The organism is Paenibacillus sp. (assembly GCF_048976745.1).
In the GTDB taxonomy this organism is placed as follows: Bacteria; Bacillota; Bacilli; order Paenibacillales; family Paenibacillaceae; genus Paenibacillus.
Map to the genome: position 1 here is coordinate 30,841 of NZ_JBHGUU010000006.1, position 17,806 is coordinate 48,646.

16 protein-coding genes are annotated in these 17,806 nt (G+C 47.9%); 14 read left to right on the plus strand and 2 right to left on the minus strand.

Annotated features, from left to right (window positions below):
• Positions 1-211: 211 nt before the first annotated feature.
• Both ACE3K2_RS06900 and hmpA read right to left on the minus strand, forming a co-directional pair.
• Positions 212-1,444 carry a nucleotidyltransferase gene (locus tag ACE3K2_RS06900; RefSeq protein WP_421888467.1) on the minus strand — a complete coding sequence of 411 codons (1,233 nt, stop codon included), beginning with the start codon at positions 1,442-1,444 and terminating at the stop codon, positions 212-214.
• Positions 1,445-1,669: 225 nt separating this feature from the next.
• A complete protein-coding gene (gene hmpA, locus ACE3K2_RS06905; protein ID WP_421888469.1) occupies positions 1,670-2,905 on the minus strand; it encodes an NO-inducible flavohemoprotein in 1,236 nt (411 codons plus the stop codon).
• A 459-nt stretch (positions 2,906-3,364) separates the two neighbouring features.
• On the opposite strand from hmpA, the gene ACE3K2_RS06910 reads away from it, so the two are divergent.
• From ACE3K2_RS06910 to ylxM, 14 genes are all read left to right on the plus strand, one after another.
• Positions 3,365-3,871, plus strand: a complete 507-nt coding sequence (locus tag ACE3K2_RS06910; protein ID WP_315936351.1) for a DUF177 domain-containing protein — start codon at positions 3,365-3,367, stop codon at positions 3,869-3,871.
• Between the two features lie 65 nt (positions 3,872-3,936).
• Complete coding sequence (rpmF, locus tag ACE3K2_RS06915; RefSeq protein ID WP_017689233.1) at positions 3,937-4,110, plus strand: 50S ribosomal protein L32; 174 nt, start codon at positions 3,937-3,939, stop codon at positions 4,108-4,110.
• 372 nt (positions 4,111-4,482) lie between these two features.
• Entirely contained in the window at positions 4,483-5,031 is a 549-nt protein-coding gene (gene fapR, locus ACE3K2_RS06920) for a transcription factor FapR (protein ID WP_062833760.1), read from the plus strand.
• Entirely contained in the window at positions 5,028-6,023 is a 996-nt protein-coding gene (gene plsX / locus ACE3K2_RS06925; RefSeq protein ID WP_017689231.1) for a phosphate acyltransferase PlsX, read from the plus strand. Before fapR ends, plsX begins: the two co-directional genes overlap by 4 nt.
• Positions 6,024-6,031: 8 nt before the next feature.
• Positions 6,032-7,021, plus strand: coding sequence for a beta-ketoacyl-ACP synthase III (locus ACE3K2_RS06930; RefSeq protein WP_421888473.1), 990 nt, complete (start codon positions 6,032-6,034; stop codon positions 7,019-7,021).
• A 25-nt stretch (positions 7,022-7,046) separates the two neighbouring features.
• Entirely contained in the window at positions 7,047-7,988 is a 942-nt protein-coding gene (gene fabD / locus ACE3K2_RS06935; protein ID WP_421888475.1) for an ACP S-malonyltransferase, read from the plus strand.
• A 211-nt stretch (positions 7,989-8,199) separates the two neighbouring features.
• A complete protein-coding gene (fabG, locus tag ACE3K2_RS06940; RefSeq protein ID WP_017689228.1) occupies positions 8,200-8,949 on the plus strand; it encodes a 3-oxoacyl-[acyl-carrier-protein] reductase in 750 nt (249 codons plus the stop codon).
• A gap of 152 nt (positions 8,950-9,101) precedes the next feature.
• Positions 9,102-9,335, plus strand: coding sequence for an acyl carrier protein (gene acpP, locus ACE3K2_RS06945; protein ID WP_024630176.1), 234 nt, complete (start codon positions 9,102-9,104; stop codon positions 9,333-9,335).
• A 178-nt stretch (positions 9,336-9,513) separates the two neighbouring features.
• On the plus strand, positions 9,514-10,752 hold the full coding sequence (gene fabF, locus ACE3K2_RS06950; protein WP_062833763.1) for a beta-ketoacyl-ACP synthase II: 1,239 nt from the start codon (positions 9,514-9,516) through the stop codon (positions 10,750-10,752).
• A 13-nt stretch (positions 10,753-10,765) separates the two neighbouring features.
• On the plus strand, positions 10,766-11,470 hold the full coding sequence (rnc, locus tag ACE3K2_RS06955) for a ribonuclease III (protein WP_091031948.1): 705 nt from the start codon (positions 10,766-10,768) through the stop codon (positions 11,468-11,470).
• Positions 11,471-11,688: 218 nt separating this feature from the next.
• Positions 11,689-15,258, plus strand: coding sequence for a chromosome segregation protein SMC (gene smc / locus ACE3K2_RS06960; RefSeq protein ID WP_421888478.1), 3,570 nt, complete (start codon positions 11,689-11,691; stop codon positions 15,256-15,258).
• Positions 15,259-15,367: 109 nt separating this feature from the next.
• Complete coding sequence (gene ftsY, locus ACE3K2_RS06965; protein ID WP_421888480.1) at positions 15,368-16,381, plus strand: signal recognition particle-docking protein FtsY; 1,014 nt, start codon at positions 15,368-15,370, stop codon at positions 16,379-16,381.
• 147 nt (positions 16,382-16,528) lie between these two features.
• Positions 16,529-17,176 (plus strand): PAQR family membrane homeostasis protein TrhA, encoded by a 648-nt coding sequence (gene trhA / locus ACE3K2_RS06970; RefSeq protein WP_421888482.1) that lies wholly within the window; start codon positions 16,529-16,531, stop codon positions 17,174-17,176.
• 258 nt (positions 17,177-17,434) lie between these two features.
• On the plus strand, positions 17,435-17,785 hold the full coding sequence (ylxM, locus tag ACE3K2_RS06975; RefSeq protein ID WP_017689221.1) for a YlxM family DNA-binding protein: 351 nt from the start codon (positions 17,435-17,437) through the stop codon (positions 17,783-17,785).
• Positions 17,786-17,806: the final 21 nt, after the last annotated feature.

Genomic DNA, 17,806 nt, shown 5'->3' on the forward strand with positions numbered 1-17,806 from the left:
GTATCAGCAGATTCAAAGGGTGAACCAAGAGAATCAAGATAAATAAGGGAAGTTAATGAAAGAATCCCCTTGTTGCGATGTGCCTGAGCGGCGCGCAGCAAGGGGATTTTTTTACTTGTATAGTTGAGTGTCGAATAATTGAAAATCAATGATCCGTAAATGATGGAATGAAAAGCTCCATATGAGATGAAGCCTTTTGGTCAAAAGAGGATTACACTCTCATAGGCGACTCATAGTAGTCACTGAACATCCTGCGTGTGTCCCTGTGCTCGCAAGCGAGCCCATACGCAACCTGAGCTTGTATATCCAGTTCAAGTTGATTGTGCGGGAACGTCGAAGGTTTCAGCACAACTGGCAACGACGCGGTCTTTTTCATTTGTTTAAGCAGCCTCTGTCCTTGAGTATTAAATCCGAGGACTCGTAGATACCCGGGTCCGGCAGCTAATTGCTCTGGTGAACACTCGGCTTTGGTGTGATTCAGGAGCAGGTGGGCGAGCATACGCTGGAGTTTGGTGCGTGTGTAACGTTTGGTCTTTAATGCATTCAGGAGTGCTTCGACTGAAGGCTCCGGGAGCTGAGCGAGTGCACGGCTCAGCCGATGTTCCAGGCCTTCCGTGACTTCGGCGATGCGTTCCAGCTCGGAGGCACGGCGGGTGGCCGCAAGGTGCAACAGCGGCTGTGCAAAGCGCTCCCAGTGCACGGGAGCGCGCCCCTCTTGCCATTCGCGATGCAGAATGGCAAGAGTTGCCGCCGGCACGTATGGTGCGGCGGCGTTGGGCCCGTCCGCCATCAGAAGGCGGCGGACGGCTGTGGCACTGGCGATCGCCCCCGGCCCGGGCGTCGCCTCATGATACGCGGCACCGGTACGCGCCGCCGTAAAGGGCTGGATCGCGCTGCCAAGACGCTGCAGCGCGATCAGGTAGTGCAGCCCAAGTGAATTGTTGGGCTGCTCCAGCAGTGCAGCGGCGTCGTGAGCATCGACGCCGCCGGGCGCCAGTGCAGCCGCCGCGCCTGCGTACGCGGCGGGATAGCTGGCGCCTTCCCGCAGGCGGCGCGCGATGTCCTCGCGCATCCCTGCGGGCTCCACAGCCAGCACGCGCGCAATGCGCTGCAGGCTGTCCAGGTCACCGGACTCGCTGCCAAAGCAGAGCGAGTCCACAACGCCGGTGCGGTCCAGCAGGGATACCGCACCGAAGGCAAACCACTCCGCCGGTTGCACAGCATAAGCCACCGGCAGTTCAAGCACGAGATCCGCGCCTGCGTGCAGCGCCATCTCGGTGCGCGCCCTTTTACCCACGATGGCGGGTTCGCCACGCTGGAGAAAAGGGCCGCTCATGACTGCAACAACGGCGTCTGCGCCGCTTAGCCGCCGAGCTTCTTGCAAATGATAAACATGCCCATTGTGCAAGGGGTTATATTCAACAATGACGCCTACGGCTTTCATGATTAGAGGTACTCCTTTCGATTGGATAACCGAGTATGTATAACATCCATTCCATCATAGGGGATGTCATGTATTAGATCAAATCATGCACCAATGCAGACAAGAAAAAAGCAAAAATCCGACATCAATGGATGTCAGACTGTGCCTGCAGATCTATTATATTACACAATTTGGATAATCGGAGAATGACCTCTTCATAACTTCATCTTAATAATCTCAGAATGCTTAGACACTCTCCGGTGCGGGAGAAAGACTTGCTTTCGGCCCAAAAAATTCATAATGTATGTTGTCCGCTGCCACACCAAGCGTCTGTAGCTCCGTATACACTGAGCGCATGAACGAAACAGGTCCGCACAGATAATAGGTGGCATCCAGTTCATCAATCACTTGGCGAAGCCAGACCGCATCCATATAACCTTCCTTATGAAAATACTCATTTTCACGATCCGATACAGCAGGTTGAGTATAACAATAATAAGCTTTAACGCCCTGAATACGTTCGGCCAGACTGTTCACATGATCACGGAACGCGTGAGATTGACCATTCGGACTTGCATGCAAAAATGTAATTGTGCGATTTTCGTTCAAGTCAACCAGCGTATTTAACATGCTGATCATGGGCGTTAGACCGACACCACCACTCAGGAGAACAACAGGACGTTTATCGTCTGCATTCAATGTGAAGTCACCAGCAGGAGCGGATAGTTCAACTTGACTACCTTCTTCAATGTGATCGTGAAGATACGTGGATATGACGCCATCAGGACGTTCTAATCCACCCAGCTCGCGTTTAACGGAAATGCGATAATAAGGTTTACCCGGGGTATCCGAAAGGCTATACTGACGAATCTGGGTAAATGATTGTGCTTCTGGTTTGATTCTGATACTGATGTATTGTCCTGGTTCATAGCTGGCGATAGGCTGAGCATCGTCTGGAACGAGGTAAAAGGACGTAATGACATCACTTTCCTGCACTTTCTTGGCAACCTTGAAGGTACGAAATCCTTCCCAGCCACCCGTCTGGTTTTCTGCTTCAGCATACATGTCCTGTTCGATCCCGATAAAGGCACCTGCAATGACATTGTAGGCTTCACTCCATGCCGTGATAATTTCATCCGTTGCTGCGTCTCCAAGGACATCTTTGATGGCTTGTAGCAGATAGGTGCCGACAATCGCATATTGCTCCGGAACGATACCCAGGCTGCGATGTTTGTGTGCAACTTGTCGAATGGCAGGCAGGATGGAAGGCAGATTATCGATATGCAGGGCAGCAGTGTATACCATATTGGCAAGGGCTGCTTGCTGCCGTCCCTGTTTCTGATTTGCGTGATTAAAAATATTGAGCAGTTCCGGATGTGCTGTAAACATCGTTTCATAGAAGTGGCGTGTGATCGCTTCGCCGTGGACTTCAAGAACGGGGACTGTTGATTTAATGACTCTAATGGTGTGCTCGTTTAACATACCTTTCCCTCCCGATATGATATGAGATCGTTGGATAATAAACGGTTATGGAGCTGATCGTGCTTTGGTTTATAGCAAGTATAGGTAGGGGGAAAGAGGCTCTGTGTGATATAGATCACACTAAACGTTAACGAAATGTGACCGCTGTTTGCAAGGAACTACAACTAAAATGACGACTTGTAGTTTATCGTGATGTGAGTCTATAATAGACCAGATGGAGTAAAAGTTCTGAGCGATTGGTTTAAAATAGGGTGTAAAGTTAAAAGTGTTGACAAACGTCTTGAAAAATCGGTATAATGATTTTTGTTTGTTAAGTCAATTTCATAATACTTTTAACGATGAATCGTCAGAATACATACAGTCAGGATTTATTGCTTTACAAAAGCAGGCTTGACCTGTATAACTGTCGTGATACGTTTGACATGAATTATGAAATTGGTTTCGTTTGGAGTGATGGAAATGTTAATGCCATTTCGCAAAGTGGCTACCAGTGATGGTCCCCTGAAGTTTAACGAACAGTGGGATATCAAGGAACTGGTTTCTAACCGACAAGATATCACAGCCGTTACCCCCCTGACTGCCGATTTATCTGCAGAAATCAGAGAAGGTGACGTTGTGGATGTTCATGGCAAGCTGACAGTGGGAATGGACATGTTGTGCTCCCGTTGTCTTAAGCCGATCAATGAACATTTTCATATTGATTTTCATGAGCAATTCAAGCAGGGAAAACAGCCAGAGGAATTACACGAAGATGACGATACGCTCTATGTGGATGGGGATAGCGTTGATCTGAAAGGTTATGCCGAGGAAGCTTTTCTGCTGGATCTTCCGTTTATACCGCTATGTAGCGATACATGCAAAGGGTTATGCCCTAAGTGTGGCCATGAGCTGAACGAAGGTGACTGCGGTTGTGATAACCAGGTTATCGATCCGCGGCTTGCAGGGCTCAAGGATTTTTTTAAATGAGCATGATTGAAAATCGAACGTAACAACTACCTGCAAAGGTTGATTTTGATAAGGAGGTGGGAATAATGGCAGTACCTCAACGGAGAACGTCCAAGACGCGTCGCGACAAACGTCGCACTCACTTTAAATTGGCTGTACCGGGCATGGTGAAATGTGAACAATGTGGCGAACTTAAACTTAGTCACCACGTGTGCAAAGTGTGCGGAACGTACAAAGCAAGAGAGATCATCTCTCAATAATAGTTGGACATTAAGTAGCACTTCATTTCGATGAGGTGCTACTTTTTTTGGATTAAAAAGTGTAGGTATAATGAGTTAACAAGCATGAAATCCATGTTCCGCGAGGGTGAATTGTTTTTGTTAGGCCAGCCTTTCTTTTTGACACGGGATGAGATATACTATAGTTTAGTACCAGGTTCTAAGATTTGACGTTACATATAGATGAACCATAATCCGTTTGAGAACGACCCTGGTGACCAGGGATGCAACTATAGAAGCAACACGAAAGAATGGTTGAACTGGCCGGATGGGACGGTTCCGTAAACGATACAGCGGGGGGTGTCAGGCATCGAACGTGTACCGAAGAGACAGAGGCAACAGCAGTTAACCAAAATGATAGAAGAGAACCCTTTTGTGACGGATCAGGAACTTACGCGCCAATTGAAGGTGAGTATTCAGACGATTCGTCTTGACAGACTGGAACTTGGAATACCCGAACTTCGGGAGCGGATGAAACTGATGGCAGAGCGCTCGTATGATCAGGTGCGCTCGTTGCCCCTGCATGAGATTATCGGTGATATTGTGGATCTGCAGCTGGACAAGAGCGGGATTTCCCTGTTTGAGATTAAGGAAGAGCATGTGTTTTCAAGAACAGGGATTGCACGTGGGCACTATGTCTTTGCACAGGCCAACTCCTTGGCTGTAGCCATTATTAATGACGAGATCGCGTTGACTGCATCAGCAGACATTCGCTTTGTCCGTTCGGTTCATTTGGGAGAGAAATGTATTGCGAAGGCTTATGTGAGATCCATTCCGGGTCAAAAGGGCAAAGCCAAAGTGGAAGTATTCACTTATGTAGGTGAAGAAATGGTGTTTCAAGGCAACTTTGTAATCTACCATTCAGGTGGAGAAGACAGCGGAGAAGGAGGTCATTTGGAATGAAAATCGTCATTGATGCCATGGGAGGCGACAATGCACCTGCATCAACGGTAGAAGGTGCGATTGCCGCAGCCACGGAATGGGCGGATACACAGATCGTCCTGATCGGCGATGAAGCCAAGCTGGAGCCTCTTTTGAGTCAGTCAGGTGTTAGACCTGCCAATCTTACGGTCCGGCATGCTTCCGAAGTGATCGGTTCGGATGATGAACCCGTCAAAGCAGTACGTCGCAAGAAGGATGCCTCCATGGTGGTCGCAGGCCGCATGCTGAAAGAGGGAGAAGCGGACGCGATGATCTCGGCGGGCAATACTGGAGCGCTGATGACAGCGGGGTTGCTTGTTGTAGGTCGGATGGAAGGCATTGAACGTCCGGCGCTTGCGCCCATGATTCCAACGATTGATGATGTGGGTGTACTTGCGCTGGATCTCGGAGCGAATATGGACGCCAAACCGGAACATCTTGCACAATATGGCCTGATGGGCAGCTTGTATCGGCAAAAAGTACAGGGCATAGAGTCCCCACGAGTGGGCTTGCTTAATGTAGGAACAGAACCGGGCAAGGGAAATGAGTTAACCAAACATGCATATCCTTTGCTGGAACAACTCCCAATTCGGTTTGTCGGTAATGTTGAGGCACGTGATGTGCTGACTGGTGCTTGTGATGTGCTTGTATGTGACGGTTTTGCAGGAAATATACTGCTGAAGTCGCTGGAAGGCACAGCAGGTGCCATTTTCGCCTTGCTTAAGGAACAATTCTCATCTTCTCTCAAAAGTAAACTGGCTGCGGCTGTACTGATGCCTGAGCTGCGTGGGTTGAAACGGAAGCTGGATTATACGGAGCATGGCGGAGCACCGCTCCTCGGTTTGAGCAGACTGGTTGTGAAAAGTCATGGATCTGCTGATGGCAATGCCATCAAAAATGCTGTGCGCCAAGCTCGGATTGCAGTGCAGAATCAGCTGGTAGAGAGCATATCTAAGGAAATTAGCGGGAAGTGAGTGACGATATGAATAATTTGCGCCCAGTAGGGGTTATTGGTACAGGGAAATATGTGCCTGAGAAAATTTTGACAAATAGCGATCTGGAGAAAATGGTCGATACCAATGATGAGTGGATCGTCAGTCGTACAGGAATCAAAGAGCGTCACATCGCTGCACCCGATCAAGCAACTTCTGATCTGGCATATGAAGCGGCTATTAAAGCCCTTGAATCTGCTGGCATGACAGGCAGTGATCTTGATCTGATTATTGTTGCAACCATTACCCCGGATTCTTCGTTCCCATCAACAGCCTGCATCTTGCAGGACAGATTGGGTGCAAAAGGTGCGGCAGCATTTGATCTCTCGGCTGCTTGTTCCGGATTTGTATACGGTTTGGCAAGTGCTACGAGCTTCATCCAAAGCGGTATGTACAACAATGCGCTTGTAATTGGTGCGGACTGCTTGTCTCGTATTACGGATTATACAGACCGTAACACATGTGTCCTCTTTGGTGATGGAGCAGGCGCAGTAGTTGTTGGTGAAGTTCCGGAAGGTCGCGGATTCAAAGCATTTGATCTCGGCGCCGAAGGTGCTGGCGGCAGTCTTCTTCAGATGGAAGGAGGCGGTTCCCGTCTGCCTGCTTCCGCAGAGACCGTTGAAAATAAGAAGCATTACATCTACATGAACGGTCGTGAAGTGTTCAAGTTTGCGGTACGTGTCATGGGGACAGCTACCATTGAGGTATTACGTAAGGCTGGTATGGAGCGTACGGATGTGGATCTGTTTGTTCCTCACCAAGCGAATATTCGGATTATCCAATCTGCGATGCAACGACTTGAACTTCCTGAAGAAAAGGTTGTAGTCAACGTGGATAAGTATGCAAACACATCGGCTGCTTCCATTCCGCTTGCTCTGGTAGAAGCGGCAGAGGAAGGTCGCATGAAAGCCGGAGATACCGTCCTGATGGTTGGATTCGGTGGCGGTTTGACATGGGGAGCATCGGTCCTCGTTTGGTAAAATAGACATCTGGGAGATGAATGAGATGGGTAAAATAGCATTTGTATTTCCCGGACAGGGATCACAGGCTGTAGGCATGGCCAAGGACGCGTATGAGTCCGTGCCTGCGGCAACCGAGATTTTTCGCACAGCAGATGAAACATTGGGTTTCTCGCTGAGCAACCTTGTATTTGAAGGACCGGAGACCGAGTTGAAACAGACATCAAATACACAACCGGCTCTATTGACGGCAAGTATTGCCTTGCTTGAAGCTTTCAAAGAAAAAGGAATTCAGCCTGACTATACGGCTGGGCACAGTCTGGGAGAATACAGTGCACTGGTGGCAGCGGGCGTTCTTTCGTTTGCTGACGCAGTGAGCACTGTACGGGCACGTGGTCAGTATATGGAACAGGCAGTACCGGGTGGACAAGGAGCGATGGCTGCTGTGCTCGGTGCGGATCGGGAAGCGCTGGGGGTGCTTTGCCGTGACGTATCTGAAAGTGGTCATGCGGTTGAACTTGCCAACATGAATTGTCCGGGACAAATCGTCATTTCTGGTGTGAAGGAAGGCGTAGCTGCTGTCGCGGAACGAGTGAAAGAAGCGGGCGGCAAACGCGCCATTCTACTTGAAGTAAGCGGTCCGTTCCACTCTTCATTGATGAAGGGTGCAGCTGAGAAGCTGGAAGAGAAACTGAAAACCGTTACGTTCTCACCGGCAGCGGTCCCTGTAGTCGCTAATGTGACTGCAAGACCTGCAGAGGATGGACAGTTTCAGGATTTGTTAACGGCTCAGGTCTATTCTCCTGTATTATGGGAAGACAGTGTGACATGGCTTATTGAGCAAGGCGTGGATACGTTCATCGAGATTGGATCTGGCAGTGTATTGACCGGTTTGATTAAAAAAACAGATAAAACCGTAAAACTGTACAATGTGAACAGTCTTGAAACGCTCGAAGCAACGGCAAGTGAATTAGAAGGAGTTATATGAGTTAAACTAAACTTTTTACACGAGAACGGAGAGGACAGAAAAAAACTGGAGAAGCGGAGCGTTCGCCTTTAGCACCGGATTTTCCCTTTAAAAAAGGGGATCAAAAAAATCTGGGGATAACAGCGATCGGAAGGTTATTCTGTCATCAGAGTGGCAAGTGTAAACATTCTTTGGTTGAACTGATATAGATTTGGGGAAAGGAGGAATGATTATGTCTAAACCATTAGAAGGTAAAAATGCACTCGTTACCGGAGCATCCCGGGGCATTGGGCGCAGTATTGCACTGGCACTTGCAGAAGCTGGAGCGAACGTAGCCGTGAATTATGCGGGTAGCCAAGCGGCAGCTGAGGAAGTGGCGGAAGCGATTCGTGCCAAAGGAGTCAAGGCGATTACACTTCAAGCCAATGTTGGTCTGATGGATGAAGCTGAACAAATGGTCAAAGCTACACTCGAAGCATGGGGCAATGTTGATATTCTGGTGAACAATGCTGGTATTACCCGTGATAATCTGATCATGCGTATGAAAGAGGAAGAATTCGATCAGGTTATTGAAACCAATCTCAAAGGTGTGTTTAACTGCCTTAAGGCGGTAACACGTCCAATGATGAAACAACGGTCGGGAAGAATTATCAATATCTCCTCGGTTGTAGGTGTGCTCGGTAATGCTGGACAAGCAAACTATGTTGCTGCCAAAGCAGGAGTTATTGGCCTGACAAAGGCATCTGCTCGTGAACTGGCTTCTCGTGGAATCACCGTCAACTGTGTTGCACCAGGTTTCATTGAGACGGATATGACAAAAGAGTTGTCCCAGGAGCTGGTGGACGGTATGCTAAGTGGTATTCCGTTGTCCCGTTTGGGTCAACCGGATGAAATCGCTGGTGTAGTCACGTTCCTGGCTTCACAGGCTTCATCTTATATGACAGGGCAGACGCTGCATGTCGATGGTGGCATGTACATGTAATTCTTCCCGGACTTGAACAATAGTCGGGGAACAGGCGCTGGACGATCCGAAATGCCGGAAAAAGGCCGGGTTCCCCGGCCGGGAGCCGCATATGTCTTCTATGGCATTTTGCCTGCGATTCTCGTATAATACCAAAGAAGGAGGTGAACCGGATGTCCGATGTATTGGAGCGTGTAAAACGCATCGTCGTCGACCGCTTGGGCGCAGACGAAGCTGAAGTTACACTTGAAGCATCTTTCAAAGAAGATTTGGGTGCTGATTCTTTGGATGTAGTGGAATTGGTCATGGAATTGGAAGATGAATTTGATTTGGAAATCTCTGATGAAGATGCAGAAAAAATCACGACCGTAGGTGAAGTTGTAAACTACATACAATCTCATACCTAAAGTCATTTTTTAGTCCCGCACATGTTTTCGAACAGGCGGGACTTCTCATCATTCATTGGTTTTTCTCATTCCGCAAGCAGCTCTACTCAAGCAGGCTTATCTTGGTTGAATAGATGTCTGTTTGCGGATATTCCCACAAAATAATTGCGTAATGCAGTCGATATAGAGGTGACTCGGTTTGAAACAAAGAGTAGTAATTACCGGAATGGGCGTAATGACATCGCTCGGAAAAGATTTGGAAACGTTCTGGGGCAGTTTAATGGCAGGAAAGTCCGGAATCTCTCAGATTGAGGCGTTTGATGTTAGTGAATACACGACACAGATTGCAGCTGAGATCAAGGATTTCAACCCGGAAGAATATATGGATCGCAAGGATGCTCGCAAAATGGACCGTTTTGTACAGTTCGCTGTGGCAGCGGGCTTCAAAGCCGTTGAAGACAGTGGTCTGAAAATTAACGAGAATATTGATGCGGAGCGTTTCGGTGTATCCATCGGATCAGGTATTGGTGGATTGGGAACTTGGGAGGACCAACATAATGCATTGTTGCAAAAAGGTCCAAAACGGGTAAGCCCATTCTTTATTCCCATGATGATCTCCAACATGGCTTCAGGCCAAATGTCCATCTCTCTTGGTGCCAAAGGTCCTAACATTAACGTGGTTACCGCTTGTGCAACAGGTACACACTCTATCGGAGATTCCTTCAAGCTCATTGCCAATGGTGATGCAGATGCCATGATCTGTGGTGGTGCGGAAGCAACAATCAGACCAACCGGTCTTGCAGGGTTCTGTGCCATGCGCGCAATGTCTACACGTAATGATGATCCTGCGAAGTCCAGCCGTCCTTTTGATACAGAACGTGATGGTTTTGTTATGGGCGAAGGCGCTGGTGTTCTGATTCTGGAATCCCTGGAGCATGCTCAAAAACGTGGAGCACGCATTTATGGTGAAGTAATAGGTTACGGTCTGACAGGTGATGCACATCACATGACAGAACCAGATCCGGACGGAGCAGCACGTTGCATGAAGATGGCACTTCGTAATGCGGGTATTGAGCCTGAAGAAGTGGACTACATTAATGCACACGGAACTTCGACTCCTGTAGGCGACAGATCCGAAACGCTTGCGATCAAAAAGGCGTTTGGTGATCATGCGTACAAGCTCGCAGTGAGTTCGACTAAATCCATGACGGGCCACATGCTTGGCGCTGCTGGTGGTGTAGAAGCGGTCATCTGCGGATTGTCATTGACACATCAGACACTGGCTCCAACGATCAACCTGGAAAATCAGGACCCGGAATGTGATCTGGATTATGTTCCAAATGTTCCACGTCAAACCAAAGTTAATATTGCCATGTCCAATTCATTTGGATTCGGCGGTCACAATGCCACCATTATTCTCAAAAAATTTGAAGCATAAGGGGCTAGTTCGTTTGAGTGAAGATCTGAAGCAGTTACAACATAAACTTCAAATCAAATTTGACAACAGGCAGCTTTTAAAACAAGCGTTTACCCATGCTTCCTATGTAAACGAACACCGGTTCAGTCAGCATCAGGACAACGAGCGTCTGGAGTTTCTGGGCGATGCCGTGCTGGAACTGACTGTATCGGAATACTTGTATCATTTGTATCCTAACCGTCCGGAAGGCGAATTAACTAAGCTGCGGGCATCCATTGTCTGTGAGCCTTCCCTCGTCAAATTTGCTGAAGCGTTGGGTTTTGGGCAGTATGTACTTCTTGGTAAAGGTGAGGAACTAACTGGAGGACGGACACGGCCGGCTCTGTTGGCGGATGTGTTTGAATCTTTCATTGGTGCATTGTATCTGGATCAGGGGCTAGCGCCTGTCCGGGCATTTCTCGATCAGCATGTCTTCCCATTAATCGTGTTGGGCAGCAAGCTGCAAATGAGTGATTACAAAACGGAACTGCAGGAACTTACTCAGCATCACAATATGGGAGCTTTGGAATACCGTATCGTTGAGGAACGGGGACCTGCCCATGAACGTGAGTTTGTCTCGGAGGTCCACATGGGTCAAGAACGGCTTGGCAGAGGTACAGGGCGTTCCAAAAAGGAAGCGGAACAACAGGCTGCATCTGCAGCACTTGATCGACTGAAGCTTCCGGAAGCCGGAGCTTAACCAATAGCGCATAGACAAACGAAGAGCAAAGAGCAGCCCGCGGGTCCGCCCCGGCGGAAGTAATCGGCCGGACTGCTTTTTGCTCTTTTTTTTGTAAAGAGGTTCAGGGGGAGTTTGGCCTGATCGTTAACTAAAAAAGTGAACTTTATTTTGGTTCAATTTATTTAGGCGCTGGAATGCAATATTGAAATTTGCAAGAGGAGGTGACGAGAAACCCTATGTTTTTAAAACGGATTGAATTGGGTGGATTCAAGTCATTCGCCGACAAAACGGAGATGGAATTCGTTCGTGGCATTACGGCTGTTGTAGGTCCGAACGGAAGTGGCAAGAGTAATATATCGGACGGAATCCGTTGGGTTCTGGGGGAACAAAGTGCCAAGTCGCTGCGTGGTGGCAAGATGGAAGATATCATCTTTGCAGGCAGTGACGCACGAAAGGCCGTTAATTTCGGTGAGGTATCGCTAACGCTTGATAACGAGGATCACGCACTTGCATTGGATTTCGGTGAAGTGACTGTGACTCGTCGTGTACATCGCAGCGGAGATAGTGAGTATTTTATTAACAAGCAATCTTGTCGCTTGAAGGATATCACAGAGTTGTTTATGGATACCGGCATTGGCAAGGAAGCCTACTCGATTATTGGACAGGGACGAATTGAAGAGATTCTGAGTACCCGTTCAGAGGATCGCAGGGGCATCTTTGAAGAGGCTTCAGGTATCGTTAAATATAAATCCCGCAAGCGGGATGCTACGCGCAAACTGGATGAGACAGAACAGAATTTGCTGCGTATTCATGATCTGGTGACTGAACTGGAAGATCAGATTGGACCCCTAAAGGAACAATCGGAGAAAGCGATCCATTATAAGGAACTTCGTTCTCAGCTCAAATCGCAGGAAATTTCCATGTATGTGTACCAGATCGAACAGATTCATGCATCTTGGAGTAAGGCCAACGAAAGGTTGCAATCGCTAAAACAGGAAGAGGTTGGACTGGCGGCAATTGTCTCTACGCATGATGCCAAGTTGGAAAATGATCGGAATGCGCTGCGTATCTTGGAAACAGAGACAGAGCAACTTCAATCCGCCTTATTACAATTCAGTGAAGCGACGGAGAAAAGTGAAGGTCTTGGAGAACTGCTCAAGGAGCGCTCACACCATCTGCAAACGAATCAGGAGCAGCTCAAAGTAACGCTTGCAGCCAGTGAAGAGAGACACCGCGAACGGGAAACCGAGCTGCTTGCACTGCGTGATAAGTTTGGCAAACTTGAGCATGAACTGGATGAAGTTAGAAACCAGTTGTCCCAGGAAGAAGCAAAACTGATCGGTGTCACAGGAGGCATCAGTCAGCAGCAAGAGGAAAGCCTCAAAGGCAACTTGCTGGAACTGATGAATCAGATGGCTCAGACACGTAATGAAATTCGTTATGTGGATCAGCAGAAAGAAACGCTGGAGCGCAGAATGAATCGAGCGGCTGAAGAGTCAGGCAAATGGGAAGATCAGAAAGAGACACTGGAAAGTCGAAAAGCGGACATTGAGAAAAAAGTGGTTCGTTTGGGCAAAGAAATCAGTGATTTACGTGGTGGTTATATTACGGAAAGTGAACGACTCCAGTCTTTGCAAAAACTGCTCGAAGAAAGTCGGGGCACGGTCCGTAAATGGGAACAGAAGCGTGAAGCTCAAGTCTCTCGCCGCGATACGATGAAAGAGATGCAGGAAGATTTTGACGGATTTATGTTGGGTGTCAAGGAGGTCCTCAAGGCTTCACGTAAAGGTACACTGAACGGTGTTCATGGAGCTGTGGCTGAACTCGTTAAAGTTCCCGAGAAGATCGAACTTGCAGTAGAGACAGCAATGGGAGCATCCTTGCAGCATGTGGTCATGGAAAATGAATCAGTATCCAGACAGGCGATCGCTTTCCTGAAGCAACGTCAATTGGGACGTGCAACGTTCCTGCCTCTGGATGTCATTCGTCCTCGTGCCATTGGAGCGGCTGAACGTTCCATGATCGAAGGTATGGAAGGCTTTGTGGGGATTGGTGCTGATCTCGTACAATTCGAATCCAAGTATGCTGCGATCATTGGCAGTCTGTTAGGTAATGTTATTATTGCCGAAACGTTGGAGGTCGCCAATAAAATAGCGGCTCGCTGCCAGTATCGTTTCCGGGTAGTGACACTTGAAGGTGACGTGGTTAATGCGGGTGGTTCCATGACAGGTGGTAGCCAGCACAAGAAAAATGTGAGTCTGCTTAGCCGGAAACGGCAGCTGGACCAGCTCGATCAGGATATTTTGGATACCGAAAATCAGATCGTGAAACTGCATCGCAGTGTGGATGATGTAAAAGTTCAACTGGAGCAGTGTCAGGACAAACTGGATGAACTTCGTCAGTCCGGTGACGACACCCGAAATGCAGAACAGCAGGCTTCGATGGAAATGAAGCAGGTAGAGCATGAGCTTCGTCACGTGCTTGAACAGGTGGCCGTTGCCGGGCAGGAGAAGAGCGGGTTCACCGAAGAGATCAAAGAGCTGGATACGGCTCGTATCGTTGCTGTGAAGAAGCTGGAACAGCTTGAAGAGGAAGAAAAAGCAACGCATCGTGCCATACATGCAGCTGAGTTTGCTCGGAAAGCCAATGAATCCGCGAAGGAAGAATTGCAGAGCCAACTCACCGAATTGAAAGTACGCGAAGGCAAGCTCGATCAGGAGCGATTCTCCAATGGGGAACAATTGCGACGTCTGGAGCGGGAAGTGGAGTCGCTGGTCAAAGATCTGCGTCAGAATCGTACGTTGTTAGCTTCGATGGAAGCAGATCTCAAGAAAACACAGACCGAGAGTGTCAAGCAGATTGAAGATCTGAACCAGTACAAGCTGAAAAAAGCGGAAGCTTCCCAAGAGCTGGACTTCAAACGTGCTGCCCGAAGTGAGTTGTCGAAAAAGCTTGAACTTGCCGAGAGCGAAACGAAGGAACAGCGCACGCAGTTGAAAGCTGTGGAAGAGCAGATGCGACAGACGGAAATTTCCGTGAACCGGTTGGACGTTGAACTGGAAAATATACTGCGGAAGCTGACGGATGAATACGAACTGGGCTATGAACTGGCCAAAGAGCGTTATCCTGTGCCCGAAGATGTAGAGCATACACAGGCAGAGGTACAAAAGCTCAAACGCAGTATATCCGCCCTGGGTGATGTTAATCTGGGAGCGATTGAGGAGTTCCAACGGGTCAATGAGCGATATGAGTTCCTGAGTGAACAGAAGAATGACCTGGTGGAAGCCAAAACAACGTTGTATCAGGTGATCCGGGAAATGGAAGACGAGATGGCGAAGCGATTCAAGATCACGTTTGATGCAATTCGCCGTGAGTTTGGTACCGTGTTTACCAAGCTGTTTGGCGGGGGACGTGCTGACCTTGTTCTGATGGACCCGGAGCGATTGCTTGAAACGGGAATAGATATTGTGGCTCAGCCACCAGGCAAGAAACTGCAGAACCTGCAACTGTTATCCGGTGGGGAGCGGGCTTTGACGGCGATGGCTTTGTTATTTGCCATTCTTCATGTCAAACCTGTACCATTCTGCGTGCTGGATGAAGTAGAGGCAGCGTTGGACGAAGCTAACGTGGTACGTTTTGCCCAGTACTTGCGTGAATTCTCCGAACAGACACAGTTCATCGTTGTTACCCATCGTAAAGGTACGATGGAAGAGGCTGATGTGCTGTACGGTGTTACGATGGAAGAGGGCGGAGTATCCAAGCTCGTTTCGGTTAAACTGGAAGATGAGGAAGCAGTAATTGCCTGATCTGGTCCCAACTTACGAGACAAATGAACTCATTGTAATCATTGAAAATCATTCAGATTGAGCATTTTTTGCAAATGCGCTTAGATTATGTACACGATGGAGGGGCTTTATGAGTTTTTTTAAAAAGCTGAGAGACAGCATTGCAAGCAAAACGGAGTCGGTTACCAAACAGTTTAAGGATGGATTGGAAAAGACGCGTAAAGGGTTAGTGGAAAAAGTGTCGGATCTCGTAATCCGCCGCAAAAAAATCGATGAAGAGTTCTATGAAGAACTGGAAGAGATTTTGATCGGAGCAGACGTTGGCGTAAATACGGTCATGAATCTGATCGAAGACCTGCGCGTTGAGGTGAAAAAACGCAAAATTGAGGACGCGGCTGAGCTGCAGCCTGTATTGTCCGAGAAACTGACGGATCTGCTTCGTGGTGAACAGAACAACGAACTGAAAATGAATCCGAATGGCATTACCGTCATTTTGTTTGTTGGCGTTAACGGGGTTGGTAAAACAACAACGATTGGCAAGCTGGCGCATCGATTTAAACAGCAAGGTAAAAAAGTCATCATGGCAGCTGGAGATACGTTCCGTGCCGGAGCCATCGAACAGCTGGAAGTATGGGGACAACGTGCCGGTGTTGATGTTATCAAACAGCAATCCGGTTCTGATCCAGCAGCAGTTATGTATGATGCGGTGCAGGCAGCGAAACAACGGGGTGCCGATGTTCTCCTCTGTGATACAGCAGGTCGTCTGCAAAACAAATCTAACCTGATGGACGAGCTTAACAAGATCTATCGTGTCATTCAGCGTGAGATTCCCGAAGCTCCACATGAAGTACTGATGGTACTGGATGCAACAACAGGTCAAAATGCCTTAAATCAGGCTAAACTTTTTGGCGAGAAAAGCGGCGTAACCGGCCTCGTACTGACGAAACTGGATGGAACAGCCAAAGGGGGGATCGTTGTTGCGATCCGTCAGGAGCTGGACTTGCCAGTGAAATTCGTGGGACTGGGTGAGAAAATTGATGATCTGCAGCCGTTTGATTCGGAGCAATTTGTGCATGCTTTGTTCGCCGGATTGATTCAGGAACAGCCAGCTGAAAGTTCTGAAGAAGAGGAATCTAATTCCTAGAAGCATTAATTAATAGGTTGAATCTAATAGCGTTAACCGTAATTGCCAGTGATATACGTGATAAGTGTCACGTGTAATGTCACTGGCAATACGTGTATAATGAGAATAAAGCAGGCAATGCTAAAGGTTTAGAAAGGACGGTTGAAAATGGCCAATACTCATACCTATTCTCGCCGTGAAGAAGTCGCCAATGCGGTGACACATGGAATCGGCGCTGCACTCAGTGTAGCTGCACTGGTGATATTGATTGTATTTTCAAGTATGAAAGGCACAGCTTGGCATGTGGTCAGTTTCACGATCTACGGGATCACCATGCTGCTGCTCTATACGAGTTCTACACTCGTGCATGCATGGAAAGATGGAAAAGTGAAAGATTTATTTGAGATTTTCGACCATTCTTCCATTTATTTGTTTATTGCGGGGTCGTACACTCCACTTTTGTTTATTGCTGTTCGGGGTACACTTGGCTGGTCCTTGTTCGGTATAATCTGGGGAGTCGCATTATTCGGCGTGATCTTTAAGGCTTTTTTTACGAAAAAGTTTCTGTTCATGTCCACGATTTTTTATATTGCGATGGGCTGGCTCATCGTTATTGCCTGGCAACCGCTTATGGCTGCCATTCCTACAGGTGGAATTGTGCTGCTGGTTGCTGGAGGCCTGATGTATACACTGGGTACGCTTTTTTATATGTGGCGTGGATTTCCTTACCACCATGCGATTTGGCATCTCTTTGTGTTGGCCGGCAGTATTCTTCATTTCTTTATGGTACTGCTGTACCTGACACCACTTCGCTAGAACACCATTAACGGGTGCATCTCCACGGACGGAGACGCATTCGTTTTTTTCTACATAGAGGTGAGCCTATAGGTAGAGATAGGATTTGCTTGTTGTGAAAAAGGTCATAAATCACCCGTTAAACATGAAATAACATCTCATCAGAGCTGTTTTTATTGTGACAAGTATTTTTGCTTGACAACCTGATTTGTTTTAGGTATTATTAGGAACGTTGCAAGAGTGTAAAGTGTTTTTCCTTGACGAAGGGAGTGCCCCGATGTGAGTCAAGAAAACCGGCTTGAGAAGACAAACCGGATTAACTTGCTGTTTGCTTTTTATGAATTGTTACTTACCGAGAAACAGCAGACTTTTCTAAAGTATTACTTTCATGACGATTTTTCACTTGGTGAAATTGCAGCCGAGTTTGAGATCAGCCGCCAGGCGGTATACGAGCATATCAAGCGTGCCGAACAAGTGCTGGAAAATTACGAAAGCAAGCTGGGCTTGCTGGAAAAGCATGAACGGCGTAATCGCAATCTTGAAGATTTGCAAAATGCATTGGAACGCGCAGGCGTCTCCATTGATAACAACAAACAAATACACGATATCGTTGCTCAGCTTAGTGAATGAGAAGATTATAACGACTGAGTG

Coding starts and splice junctions, on each gene's coding strand:
- ACE3K2_RS06900 (WP_421888467.1), bottom strand. CDS start 1,444: ATGAAAGCCGTAGGCGTCATTGTTGAATATAACCCCTTGCACAATGGG.
- hmpA (WP_421888469.1), bottom strand. CDS start 2,905: ATGTTAAACGAGCACACCATTAGAGTCATTAAATCAACAGTCCCCGTT.
- ACE3K2_RS06910 (WP_315936351.1), top strand. CDS start 3,365: ATGTTAATGCCATTTCGCAAAGTGGCTACCAGTGATGGTCCCCTGAAG.
- rpmF (WP_017689233.1), top strand. CDS start 3,937: ATGGCAGTACCTCAACGGAGAACGTCCAAGACGCGTCGCGACAAACGT.
- fapR (WP_062833760.1), top strand. CDS start 4,483: ATGATAGAAGAGAACCCTTTTGTGACGGATCAGGAACTTACGCGCCAA.
- plsX (WP_017689231.1), top strand. CDS start 5,028: ATGAAAATCGTCATTGATGCCATGGGAGGCGACAATGCACCTGCATCA.
- ACE3K2_RS06930 (WP_421888473.1), top strand. CDS start 6,032: ATGAATAATTTGCGCCCAGTAGGGGTTATTGGTACAGGGAAATATGTG.
- fabD (WP_421888475.1), top strand. CDS start 7,047: ATGGGTAAAATAGCATTTGTATTTCCCGGACAGGGATCACAGGCTGTA.
- fabG (WP_017689228.1), top strand. CDS start 8,200: ATGTCTAAACCATTAGAAGGTAAAAATGCACTCGTTACCGGAGCATCC.
- acpP (WP_024630176.1), top strand. CDS start 9,102: ATGTCCGATGTATTGGAGCGTGTAAAACGCATCGTCGTCGACCGCTTG.
- smc (WP_421888478.1), top strand. CDS start 11,689: ATGTTTTTAAAACGGATTGAATTGGGTGGATTCAAGTCATTCGCCGAC.
- ftsY (WP_421888480.1), top strand. CDS start 15,368: ATGAGTTTTTTTAAAAAGCTGAGAGACAGCATTGCAAGCAAAACGGAG.
- trhA (WP_421888482.1), top strand. CDS start 16,529: ATGGCCAATACTCATACCTATTCTCGCCGTGAAGAAGTCGCCAATGCG.